Source organism: Ruegeria sp. CDSB029 (assembly GCF_059611125.1).
This window is the reverse complement of record NZ_JBXWOX010000002.1, coordinates 74558-86811: the sequence shown is the minus strand read 5'-3', so window position 1 is coordinate 86811 and position 12254 is coordinate 74558. Positions and strand designations below refer to the sequence as shown.

Annotated in this window: 11 protein-coding genes; 8 read left to right on the top strand and 3 right to left on the bottom strand. The window is 56.3% G+C overall.

The window, feature by feature from the left end; translation table 11 throughout:
- Positions 1–61: 61 nt before the first annotated feature.
- Positions 62–1972 (bottom strand): molecular chaperone DnaK, encoded by a 1911-nt coding sequence (gene dnaK, locus AC2FI8_RS02985; protein ID WP_496777026.1) that lies wholly within the window; start codon positions 1970–1972, stop codon positions 62–64.
- A 212-nt stretch (positions 1973–2184) separates the two neighbouring features.
- On the opposite strand from dnaK, the gene AC2FI8_RS02980 reads away from it, so the two are divergent.
- A complete protein-coding gene (locus AC2FI8_RS02980; RefSeq protein WP_496726250.1) occupies positions 2185–2787 on the top strand; it encodes an alpha-ketoglutarate-dependent dioxygenase AlkB family protein in 603 nt (200 codons plus the stop codon).
- Here AC2FI8_RS02980 and AC2FI8_RS02975 read toward each other — a convergent pair.
- Entirely contained in the window at positions 2784–3605 is an 822-nt protein-coding gene (locus tag AC2FI8_RS02975) for an ABC transporter permease (protein ID WP_496777023.1), read from the bottom strand. The two genes, AC2FI8_RS02980 and AC2FI8_RS02975, sit on opposite strands and share 4 nt — an antisense overlap.
- A gap of 123 nt (positions 3606–3728) precedes the next feature.
- On the opposite strand from AC2FI8_RS02975, the gene cysQ reads away from it, so the two are divergent.
- From cysQ to AC2FI8_RS02940, 7 genes are all read left to right on the top strand, one after another.
- Positions 3729–4526 (top strand): 3'(2'),5'-bisphosphate nucleotidase CysQ, encoded by a 798-nt coding sequence (gene cysQ / locus AC2FI8_RS02970; protein WP_496777021.1) that lies wholly within the window; start codon positions 3729–3731, stop codon positions 4524–4526.
- Positions 4526–5326 carry a 3-deoxy-manno-octulosonate cytidylyltransferase family protein gene (locus tag AC2FI8_RS02965; RefSeq protein WP_170564128.1) on the top strand — a complete coding sequence of 267 codons (801 nt, stop codon included), beginning with the start codon at positions 4526–4528 and terminating at the stop codon, positions 5324–5326. The genes cysQ and AC2FI8_RS02965 overlap by 1 nt, the downstream gene beginning before the upstream one ends.
- A 70-nt stretch (positions 5327–5396) precedes the next feature.
- Positions 5397–6380, top strand: coding sequence for a UDP-glucose 4-epimerase GalE (gene galE, locus AC2FI8_RS02960; RefSeq protein ID WP_496777019.1), 984 nt, complete (start codon positions 5397–5399; stop codon positions 6378–6380).
- A 55-nt stretch (positions 6381–6435) separates the two neighbouring features.
- Positions 6436–7428 carry a glycosyltransferase family 2 protein gene (locus AC2FI8_RS02955; protein WP_496726315.1) on the top strand — a complete coding sequence of 331 codons (993 nt, stop codon included), beginning with the start codon at positions 6436–6438 and terminating at the stop codon, positions 7426–7428.
- A 165-nt stretch (positions 7429–7593) separates the two neighbouring features.
- A complete protein-coding gene (locus AC2FI8_RS02950) occupies positions 7594–8580 on the top strand; it encodes a glycosyltransferase family 2 protein (RefSeq protein ID WP_496777017.1) in 987 nt (328 codons plus the stop codon).
- Positions 8577–10277 carry a DUF5927 domain-containing protein gene (locus tag AC2FI8_RS02945; RefSeq protein WP_496765960.1) on the top strand — a complete coding sequence of 567 codons (1701 nt, stop codon included), beginning with the start codon at positions 8577–8579 and terminating at the stop codon, positions 10275–10277. Before AC2FI8_RS02950 ends, AC2FI8_RS02945 begins: the two co-directional genes overlap by 4 nt.
- 6 nt (positions 10278–10283) lie before the next feature.
- Positions 10284–11729, top strand: a complete 1446-nt coding sequence (locus AC2FI8_RS02940) for a nodulation protein NodH (RefSeq protein WP_496777015.1) — start codon at positions 10284–10286, stop codon at positions 11727–11729.
- Here AC2FI8_RS02940 and AC2FI8_RS02935 read toward each other — a convergent pair.
- Positions 11713–12231, bottom strand: coding sequence for a L,D-transpeptidase family protein (locus tag AC2FI8_RS02935; protein WP_496736634.1), 519 nt, complete (start codon positions 12229–12231; stop codon positions 11713–11715). The genes AC2FI8_RS02940 and AC2FI8_RS02935 overlap by 17 nt on opposite strands.
- Positions 12232–12254 lie beyond the last annotated feature (23 nt).

The window sequence follows — 12254 nt, the reverse complement described above, 5'->3', positions numbered from 1 at the left end:
TGCCTCAACGTAATCGGGCCGGCCCGGCAACCGGACCGGCCCGAATTGGCCCGGTTACCCGTTAGTTACGCTTGTCGTTGTCCAGATCTTCGAACTCGGCATCGACGATGTCGTCATCACCAGCCGGAGCTTCATCAGCTGCCGCAGGCTCATCCTCGGCTTCCTCGGACTGCGCCTTGTAGATGGCTTCGCCCAGCTTCATGGCCGCTTCGGTCACGTTCTGAATGCCGGACTTGATCTTGTCGGCGTTCTCAGTTTCCAGCTCGTCCTTCAGCGCGGCAATCGCCAGCTCGATGGCTTCGATGGTGGTCGGGTCGACCTTGTCGGCATGCTCTTCCATAGACTTTTCGGTCGAATGGATGAGGCTTTCGGCCTGGTTCTTGGCATCGACCAGTTCGCGGCGTTCCTTGTCGGCTTCCGCGTTCTCTTCGGCGTCCTTGACCATCTTGTCGATATCCTCGTCGGACAGACCGCCCGATGCCTGGATGGTGATCTTCTGCTCTTTGCCGGTGCCTTTGTCTTTGGCCGAAACCGAGACAATGCCGTTGGCGTCGATGTCAAAAGTCACCTCGATCTGAGGCATGCCACGCGGTGCGGGCGGAATATCTTCAAGATTGAACTGACCCAGGATCTTGTTGTCCGCAGCCATTTCGCGTTCCCCCTGGAAGCAGCGGATGGTCACAGCGTTCTGGTTGTCCTCGGCAGTCGAGAAGACCTGAGACTTTTTGGTCGGGATCGTGGTGTTGCGGTCGATCAGACGGGTGAACACGCCACCCAGCGTCTCAATCCCCAGCGAAAGCGGGGTTACGTCCAGCAGAACCACATCTTTGACGTCGCCTTGCAGAACACCGGCCTGAATGGCGGCACCCATTGCAACAACTTCGTCCGGGTTCACACCTTTGTGCGGCTCTTTACCGAAGAATTTGGTGACCTCTTCGATCACCTTCGGCATGCGGGTCATACCACCGACCAGAACAACCTCGTCAATGTCGCCCGCCGACAAACCGGCGTCTTTCAATGCGGCCTGACAGGGTTTCATCGACTTCTTGATCAGGTCGCCAACCAGCGATTCCAGCTTGGCACGGGTCAGTTTCATGACCATGTGCAGCGGCTGACCATTAGCGCCCATCGAGATGAACGGCTGGTTAATTTCGGTCTGCGAGGTCGAGGACAGCTCGATCTTGGCTTTTTCAGCAGCTTCTTTCAGGCGCTGAAGGGCCATCTTGTCTTGCGACAGGTCGACACCGTGTTCCTTTTTGAACTCGTCCGCCAGGTAGTTGACGATGCGCATGTCAAAGTCTTCACCACCCAGGAAGGTGTCACCATTGGTCGATTTGACCTCGAACAGCCCGTCGTCGATTTCCAGAATGGTCACGTCGAACGTACCACCACCAAGGTCATAAACCGCGATGGTTTGTGTTTCTTCCTTGTCCAGACCATAGGCCAGCGCGGCCGCTGTCGGTTCGTTGATGATCCGCAGCACTTCCAGACCGGCGATTTTGCCGGCGTCTTTTGTGGCCTGACGCTGTGCGTCGTTGAAATATGCCGGAACGGTGATGACCGCCTGCGTGACTTCTTCACCCAGATAGCTCTCGGCAGTTTCCTTCATCTTGCCCAGAGTGAAGGCCGAAATCTGGCTTGGGGAGTATTTTTCACCGCGGGCTTCCACCCACGCGTCACCGTTGCCGCCATCCACGATGGCGTACGGCACCATTTTCTTGTCCTTCTGGACTTCTGCATCATCCACACGACGACCGATCAGACGCTTGACGCCAAAGATCGTGTTGTCGGGGTTGGTGACCGCCTGACGTTTTGCAGGCTGACCGACCAGACGCTCATCTTCGGTGAAGGCGACGATCGAAGGCGTGGTCCGCGCCCCTTCTGCGTTTTCGATGACCTTCGGCTGAGAGCCGTCCATGATGGCCACACACGAGTTGGTGGTCCCGAGGTCAATACCGATTACTTTTCCCATATGTTCAATCCCTTTCTCTTCAAGGCGATGTCTCGAGGTCCGGACCCGTTATGGCATCCGGCCCCGATCTGGTTTGCGCAACAGCACTACACCATCGCGCGTCCCGGCGTATATAAGGGCGAGATCAGAGGCCTGCAAGCGGTGTAAAAGGCAGGTTTTCGGGAATCTGCGGCCTTTTTGGCAAGGTTTTGGCAAGGATTGGGGAATCTTCAATGGCGCGGCTGCTTTTGCGCGGATTTGACATCAGAAAAACCTATCTGGACGTTGCGGCACAAACGCAACTGATTGAGGCGTTGCGCCCGATTCTGAAATCTGCGCCGCTGTTCCGGCCGGTTACGCCTTCGGGCAAGGAAATGTCGGTGCGTATGACCTCGGCCGGGGCGCTTGGCTGGGTCACCGACAAAGGGGGTTACCGATATCAGGCGCAACACCCTAAAGGAACGGTGTGGCCTGACATTCCCGATACGATACTGAGCATATGGCGCAAGCTTGCCAGCACCCAACGCGATCCGGATTGCTGTCTGATCAACTATTACGGCGAAGGTGCGCGTATGGGGCTGCATCAAGACAAGGACGAGGCAGATTTTTCATGGCCTGTCCTGTCCATTTCGCTGGGCGACGATGCCCTTTTTCGCATCGGAAACGAAACCCGGGGCGGCAAGACCGAGTCGATCTGGCTGAACTCCGGCGACGTCGTAGTCATGGGCGGCCCCGCCCGCCTGACCTATCACGGGGTAGACCGCATCCGTTTCGGTTCATCCAAACTGTTGCCCAAAGGTGGACGGATCAACCTGACCTTACGGGTGGCAAACTAGCGGCGCGCGCCCCAACTGGCCGACACATGCTGACGGGTGAAAAAGATACCCAGCAACCCAATCATCAACAAGGCCATTCCAACCCAAATCGCATATTCCCAACTGGTGTTTCGCGGAAAGTAATTGCGAAAGACAAAGCCGCGGCACTGGTCGATTATGTGAAACAACGGGTTCCAGGCAAAGAAGCTCAGCATGAAGCCACCCAGCGCGTTCCCTACAACCATTTTGCCAGAAAAAATCATGTTCAGGCGTCGATAGATTGTACTGAGAATTCCCGTGGTGGTGGGAAGCCATGGCGAGATTGCCATAAACACGACGCCCACCGCGCATCCGGTAAACCAGGCCAATATCAACATATAGAACGCGCCACCCGGTTCTTGGATCTCCAATGGCTCAACTGCGACAGTGTAGATGAAAAGGATCACAAGGATCGAGACCAACTGCGTGTAAAGCGACCCAAATGCGGTTGCCAACAGCGCAACCATCATGTTCATCGGAGAGTGCAGCATCATCGGGTTGTTTCCTGTTGCCACGCCAGAGACGGACGAGACGGCTTTGATATGGGTCAGGAACAGAAAGACACCTGACAACAGAAATAGGATAATGTTACCCCTGATCTTGGCGACCCGCGCGCCCAGCATCGACATGATCAGGTAAAACACGGTCACAAGTGCGAGAATTTGCAAGATATTCACAATGATCGCGATCACAGCATTCGAGTGTTTGGACCGTATTCCATGCGCCACCGCATGGAAGATAAGCTCGGAAGTCGTGAAAGCGCCGCCCAGAAGCGTCTGATTCCGCTTAAAATAAAACACTCAGTGCACTCTTTCCCGCTGAATTACCTGCAAACTGCCACGAAATTCTTGCCGTTCCGTAACCGGCACAGCATAAGACCCACAAGGATTTCGATCAACAAACTACAGCAACGGAGCATTTTTGTGACCTACGACGCCCTTATTCCCGTAATCAGACGTCTGGCGCTGGAAGCCGGGGACACGATCATGCAGATCTACGAGTCGGATGATTTCGACGTCAAAGTCAAATCCGACGCCAGCCCCGTGACCGAAGCGGACGAGGCAGCCGATGCCCTGATATCGGCAGGCTTGCGCGCCGCGTTCCCGGATATTCTGCTGGTGACCGAAGAACAGGCCGCATCACATTCCGAAAAAGGCGACACATTCCTGATCGTCGATCCGCTGGACGGCACCAAGGAATTCATCAACCGGCGCGGTGATTTCACGGTGAACATCGCATTGGTCGAAAACGGAGTGCCAACTCGGGGCGTTGTGTATGCACCGGCCAAGGGGCGCTTGTTCTACACGCAAGCAGACGGTCAATCGGTTGAAGAAACCGGCGCGCTTAACAAGGCACAGGCCGGTGACGTAACCCCGATTTCGGTGTCTGAACCAAACAATTCGGCACTTTTGATCGTCGCCTCAAAATCTCACCGCGATCAGGCGACCGAGGATTACATCAACAAATATCAGGTCAAAGACAGCAAAAGCGCGGGCTCGTCGCTGAAATTCTGTCTGGTCGCCACTGGCGAGGCGGACCTTTATCCCCGCGTCGGGCGCACGATGGAGTGGGATACAGCCGCTGGTCACGCCGTTTTGGCCGGTGCCGGTGGCAAGGTTGTTCGGTTCGATGACCACACGCCGCTGACCTATGGCAAGGACGACTATGCAAACCCGTTCTTTATCGCCTACGCTCCGGGCGTTGACCTGAAGGAGGCCTGATGTCTGTTCTGATTGCGATCCCTGCACGCTATGCCTCGACCCGTTACCCAGGAAAGCCGCTGGTTCCGCTGACCGGGGCGAATGGCAATGCGATGACCCTGATAGAACGATCCTGGCGCGCCGCCTGTTCCGTATCGGGTGTGGACAAAGTGGTTGTCGCCACCGATGACGACCGCATTCGCGACGTGGCCGAAGGGTTCGGGGCAGAAGTGGTGATGACATCCGAGGCCTGTGGCAATGGCACGGAACGCTGCGCCGAAGCCCACGCTGCGCTGGGTGCGGGCTACGAGATCGTAGTGAACCTGCAAGGGGATGCGCCGCTGACGCCTCATTGGTTTGTAGAAGACCTGATTGCCGGTCTGCGTGCCGCGCCCGAGGCCGGCGTCGCCACACCGGTACTCCGCTGTGACGGCGACGCTCTGAACAGCCTGCTGAACGATCGCAAACACGGGCGCGTTGGAGGCACAACCGCTGTGTTCGCAGCCGACCACAGCGCGATGTATTTCTCGAAAGAGGTCGTGCCTTTTACCGCAGAAACGTTTTCTGGCGACAAGCCGACCCCGGTGTTCCACCATGTCGGCGTCTACGCGTATCGACCGGATGCCCTTGCCGCCTATCCCGCCTGGCCTGTCGGACCGTTGGAACAGCTGGAAGGGTTGGAACAGCTGCGGTTTATGGAAAACGGTCGAAAGGTTCTGTGCGTCGAGGTCGAGGCCAAGGGGCGTCAGTTCTGGGAGTTGAACAATCCGCAGGATGTGCCGAAACTCGAAGAGATGATGGCCGCGATGGGGTTGGATTGAACCTTTTTCCCCTGAAATTTCGTCCAAGACATCGTCTAACTGAGCGCGGTACTACAATTCGGAACGAATTATGAAAAACATTCTTGTCACCGGTGGCGCCGGGTACATTGGATCTCATGCATGCAAAGCGCTGTCTCGGGCCGGTTACATACCGGTCACTTTCGACAACCTGGCAACTGGTTGGCAGGAAGCGGTAAAATTCGGGCCGTTCGAACAAGGCGATCTGTTGGATCGTGCCCGGCTGGATGAGGTCTTCGCCAAATACGAACCCTTGGCCGTGATGCATTTTGCCGCCCTCAGCCAAGTGGGTGAGGCCATGTCCGAGCCTGGCAAATACTGGTCCAACAACGTGACCGGTTCGCTGAATTTGATCGAAGCCACGGTGGCCGCCGGATGTGAGAACTTTGTATTCTCGTCCACCTGCGCCACCTATGGCGAGCATGACAATGTGGTGCTGGACGAAGACACGCCGCAACTGCCGCTGAACGCATACGGCGCCTCAAAACGTGCCATCGAAGATATCCTGCGCGATTTCGAGACCGCGCACGGGCTGAACCATGTGATCTTCCGGTATTTCAACGTGGCCGGTGCCGACCCTGATGGCGAGGTGGGTGAGTTCCACCGCCCGGAAACCCACCTTGTGCCTCTGATGCTGGATGCCATCGACGGCAAGCGCGACGGATTGACGGTATTCGGGACGGACTACGACACACCAGACGGCACCTGCATCCGCGATTATGTACACGTTTGCGATCTGGTCGACGCCCATGTCTTGGGGCTGAACTGGCTGGAGCAAGACAAGGGCAGCCGCGTGTTCAACCTTGGCACCGGGTCGGGGTTTTCGGTGATGGATGTGATCAGCCATTCCAAGGCCGTCACCAACCGCGACGTGCCTTTCGCGATCGGACCGCGTCGAGCGGGCGATTGCACCAAGCTGGTATCCGGTTCTGTTCGTGCGGGTAACGAGCTTGGCTGGTCCCCGGAAAGATCAACGTTAGAGACAATGATTGCCGATGCATGGCGCTGGCATCAGAACGGCCATTACGAAAAATGAGCTTATTGTGACTGGTACAGGGGAAGATACGCTTCCGCCCATCTCATGGGTGCAAATGTACAAGTTGCGGCTAAAACGACAGCGGTTGTTGTGGCGGTCCTTTCGCAGCCGCCATCAATTGTCTTGCCTGAACGACCGCACGGCGAACATCAAAGCCGGTGGCATTCTGGCGTTCACCACACTGCGCAATGAAATCACCCGCCTGCCCTGGTTCCTGCGCCATTATCGTGCATTGGGGGTTGATCACTTTCTGATCGTCGACAATGACAGTGACGATGGCTCGGTGCCCTTTCTCAAGGAACAGCCGGACGTGTCACTGTGGCAGACCCGGGACAGCTATCGCATGTCGCGCTATGGGCTGGATTGGCTGACCTGGCTGCAAATGCGCTATGGGCACGACCACTGGACCCTGATGGTCGACGCGGATGAGTTGCTGATCTACCCCGATCATGGCACCCGGCCCCTACCCGACCTGACGAAATGGCTGGATGATCAGGGACGTGTGGCATTCGGCGCGCTGATGCTGGATCTTTATCCCAATGGCCCGCTGGGGGAACAAGGCTACGATCCTGAAACCGACCCGACCGACGTGGTGAGGTGGTTTGATGCCGCCCCCTACCGGGCACAAAGGCAAAGCCCGCTGGGCAACCTTTGGGTACAGGGCGGCGCGCGCGAGCGCATGTTTTTTGCCGACACCCCGCGCCGATCTCCGACGCTGAACAAAATCCCACTGGTCCGGTGGTCGCGGCGCTACGCCTATGTGAATTCGTGCCATTCCGCATTGCCACGCTACTTGAACGCCAGTTACGGAGGGCCCGGCGACACAGCGTCATCTGGTGTCTTGTTACACACAAAATTCCTGCCCGAAGTTGTGGAAAAATCAAAGATCGAGAAAGAGCGCCGGCAACACTTTCACGATCCTGAACAGTTTGCAGACTACTATGACGGCATCATGGAACACCCTGTCATGTGGACGCCTGATTCCAAGCGATACACTGGTTGGGAATCTTTGCAGCAGCTGGGCCTGATGGGAATAATTGACTGGTAAAGTCACAACTCGAACTAACGGTTTTTAAAGTCGTTGCTTCGAAAGATGGAAAAATGGCATAAAACGGCAATTGTCCGGTACCACTCTGGCTTGTACAGCCTCCGGGCACGCTCGCGTAAATAACAAAGGTTGGGCAGTCGCGTGGGCCTATTGGATTCATACCGAATGAGATTGCGGCGCAAGCGCCGTATCCTGCGCTGTCTTCGAAAGCGGCGCGACCTTATTCCCGTTTCCGTAAATACAAATTCGATAAAACGGAAAGACGTCCTGCTGGTCAGCGTCATACGGAATGAGAAAATCCGCCTGCCATATTTTCTGGCCTACTACCGGCAGCTGGGCATAAACCATTTTCTGTTCGTTGATAACGCCAGCAATGACGGGTCACTTGAATATCTGGCGGGTCAATCCGACGTCTCGGTCTGGCGAGCCGATGCAAGCTATAAGCGTGCGTCGTTTGGGGTGGACTGGACAAACTACCTGCTGCGCAAATATGCACACCGCCACTGGGTTCTGACCGTCGATCCGGACGAATTCTTCATCTATCCATTCTGCGATACCCGGCCGATCCGTGCCCTGACCGACTGGCTGGACGGCTGCGCCGTGCGCAGCTTCAGTGCAATGCTGATCGACATGTATCCCGAAGGACCAGTCGAAGACGCCATCTATTCTGAGGGACAAAACCCGTTCGAAATCGCCAAATGGTTTGATGCAGGCAATTATACGATCACAAAGAACCCGACCTACGGGAATCTCTGGATTCAAGGCGGACCCCGCGCGCGTGTGTTCTTTAAGGACACGCCGAAAAAAGCGCCTGCGCTAAACAAGATACCATTGGTGAAATGGGACAAGCGCTATGTCTATGTCAGCTCGACCCATGCGCTGCTTCCACGCGGATTGAACCAGGTGTTTGATGAATGGGGTGGCGAAAAAACAAGCGGTGCGTTGTTGCACGCCAAACTTATCAGCACATTGGGCGAGAAGGCCCAGGAAGAGATGGAGCGCGGCCAGCATTACCGCAGCTCTGACGAATATCGCGCCTATGCCGAACATCTGGCAGACATGCCCGAGTTCTGGTGCGACAAATCCGAAGCCTACATCAACTGGCGACAGCTTGAGATTCTGGGCCTCATGTCGAAAGGAAACTGGGCATGAGCGACCTAGGCATCATTATGCTGGTTCACACCGCGCTGAACCGGGCCGGGCAAGTGGCCCGACACTGGACCTCTTCGGGGTGCCCGGTGGTGATCCATGTGGATCGCAAGGTGCCAAACAAGGTCTATGCGGAATTCGTTGACGCCTGTGCGAATGACCCGCTGATCCGGTTTTCTGACCGTCATGTCTGCAACTGGGGTGGGTGGGGCATCGTTGCCGCCTCGCAATCTGCCGCCACGCTGATGCTTGAGACATTCCCCGATGTCCGCCATGTTTTCCTGACTTCGGGCTCCTGTCTTCCGTTGCGACCAGTGGATGAACTGGTCAATTACCTCTCGGACCGGCCGCGCGTGGATTTCATCGAAAGCGCCACAACCTCTGATGTAAGCTGGACTATGGGGGGCTTGGATCAGGAACGCTTTACCCTGAGATTTCCGTTCTCGTGGCGCAAGAACCGCAAACTGTTCGATGCCTATGTGAAACTGCAGCGCGCATTGCGCATTCGACGCCACATACCCGAAGGGTTGGTGCCGCATATGGGTAGTCAGTGGTGGTGCCTTACCCGCCAAACCCTGTCAGCCATATTGCAGGATCCAAAACGCGAGACCTATGACCGGTATTTCCGGCGCGTCTGGATTCCCGACGAAAGTTACTTCCAGACGCTGGCGCGCCTGTATTCGACCCATATCGAAAGTCGGTCTCTGACCCTGTCCAAATTCGACTATCAGGGTCGTCCGCATATTTTCTATGACGATCACCTGCAGCTGCTGCGCAGATCCGACTGTTTTGTTGCCCGCAAAGCCTGGCCCGACGCGGATCGCCTGTATCAGGCCTTTCTGACCGATCAGGCCGGAGCCATGAAACCCACAGAGCCCAACCCGAGCAAAATTGACCGGGTGTTTTCCAAAGCAGTCGAACGGCGCACACGTGGGCGGGACGGGTTGTACATGCAAAGCCGGTTTCCACGGCACGGCAACGAAAACGGGCTGACGTCCTCTCCGTATTCAGTTTTTCAGGGCTTTACCGAAGTGTTCGAAGATTTTGAACCCTGGTTGAGCAACATCACTGGCGCGCGTGTCCACGGGCATCTGTTTGACCCGAAGCGCGCTGAATTCGCCGGCGGAGAAACAATCGTCAACGGCGGCCTCAGCGACTGCGCAAGGCTGCGGGACTACAACCCAACGGCTTTCCTTTCGAACCTGATCTGGAACACACGCGGCGAAAAACAGTGTTTTCAGTTCGGCCCCGCTGACACGCAAGAGATCAACTGGCTCTTGGCTCGGGACAAGAATGCGCTGATTTCCGTCATAACCGGGGCCTGGGCAATCCCGCTGTTTAAATCAAACCTGAACTTTGCCGATATCCGCGCCGAGGCCGCGCGGCTGCAGCAGATCGAAACCAAGCAATTGGAAATCCTGTCTTCTGTCTGGACCAAGGCGCGGGTTCGCAGGTGGACACTGGCAGAATTCGTTGAATCTCCGGTCGAGCCTTTACAGACCGCGGTCGAGGATACCGGAACCACCCAAACCAGCCACCTGACCGAAGCGCCAAAAATGGTGGATCTGTCCGGATTTGGCCAGTTCCTGCAAAACCTGAAGAACCAGGGCATGCACCCTTATCTGATGGGCGATTTCCCACCGGACGACAGCTTTACGGACCGGGTCCGGCCATATCGAAAACCTTATCTGGTGCAGTAAAGATAAATGACGCCCCAATTTGACTATTTTATCATTCTTGCAGCCATGCGGACCGGTTCCAACTTGCTAGAGGCGAACCTGAACGCCATCGAAGGAGTCACCAGCCACGGCGAGGCGTTCAATCCCCATTTCATCGGGCGTCTGAAATCCGACACCCTGCTGGGCATCTCGATGGAAGAGCGGGATCGTGACCCTTCCACATTGCTTGAGGCAATCCGGCAGGCACCAGGGGAACTGAACGGGTTTCGCCTTTTTCAGGGACATGATCCACGTGTGTTAGAGCCAGCTTTGGGCGATCCGCGCTGCGCCAAGATCATTCTGACCCGAAACCCTCTGGACAGTTTCATCTCATTGAAGATTGCGCGCGAAACCAAGCAGTGGCAGCTGAAGAACATCAAGCGTCGTCGCGAAGCACAGGTTGAGTTCGATGCCGAAGCGTTCATGAAATACCTGAACCGGCAGCATGAATACCACCTGATGCTGGCGCAGCGTTTGCAGCAAAGCGGCCAGACCCCATTTTACATTGCCTATGAAGACCTGAACCAGGTGCACCTGTTGAATGGTCTTGCCGCCTGGCTGGGTGTGTCCGGCAGGCTGTCGGCGATCGACGAAACACTCAAACCACAAAACCCCGAGCCTGCGCTGGCAAAGGTGACGAACCCCGACGAAATGGAGCAGGCGTTGTCACAGATCGACAGCTTTAATCTGCACAGCACTCCGAATTTCGAACCACGCCGACGCCCCTTGGTGGCGAACTACGTTGCCGCACCAAAGACACCACTGATGTACATGCCCATCCGCGGGGGAATGGAAAGCCCGGTAACAAGGTGGATGGCCGCACTGGACCAAGTTGATGTCGAACAATTGCTCACCAACCAGAACAGAAAGCAGACGCGTCAGTGGTTTTTGTCCAATCCCGGGCATCGAAAGTTCGCCGTACTGCAACACCCAATGGCGCGCGCGCATCGGGCCTTTTGCAGACATATCCTCAACACAGGTTCCGGCGCCTATCCGAAAATCCGACACGTCCTGCGCAACCGGTTAAAGATTCCGATCCCCGGGCAATTGCGCGACGGCAATTACCCGGTTGAGCAGCACTACGAGGCGTTTTCGGCGTTCCTGACATTCCTGCGTCAGAACCTTGCCCTACAGACCGCCATACGCGTGGATGCAGCATGGTGCAGTCAGTCGCAGGCCCTTGAGGGGATGGCGCCCTTCGCATTGCCCGACCTGATCCTGAGGGAGGATGAGGTCACGACAGCCCTGCCCGACCTGGCGCGCCGGATGGGGCACAGCACACCGCCCCTACCCGAACTCAGCGAACCGGATACACCGTTTACCTTGGCCGAGATTTATGACGACAAACTGGAAACGCTGGCCGCCCAGGCGTACCAGCGTGACTATATGCAGTTCGGATTTGGGCCCTGGAAACCGATTAGGGACGCAGAGTAATCAGCGTGCCCCGGTTTACCATCGAATAGATCTCTTCGATCTCGTCATTCTTGACGGCGATGCAGCCCGCGGTCCAATCCGACGTCTTTTTAGCGCGCTTACGCTCTTTGCGACGGTTCGGTTGTCCGTGGATGAAGATATCGCCGCCCGGATCGACACCCATGGCCTTCGCTTTCGCGACATCTTCAGAATTCGGGTACGAGATCCCCAGCGACAGATGATAGCGGCTATTTGGATTGTGCCGATCAATCAGGTAGCTGCCTTCCGGCGTACGCCCATCACCGCGCTTGGCTTTGGTGCCGTTGGGCGCAAATCCAAGATCAACATTGTATTCTTTCAGGATCTTATCATTGTGCAGAAGATATAGTTTCCGCGAGCCCTTGTTGATGACCAGAGAGGTCACTTCGGGTCCGTTGTAAGTTAGAATTCTGGGGTTGGCCGAGGCACAAGCTGAGAGGCTCAGCGTTGCCATTGCACCCAATCCAAATGCTCGACGATCCATGTTCACTGCCTGCTGCTTTTTTT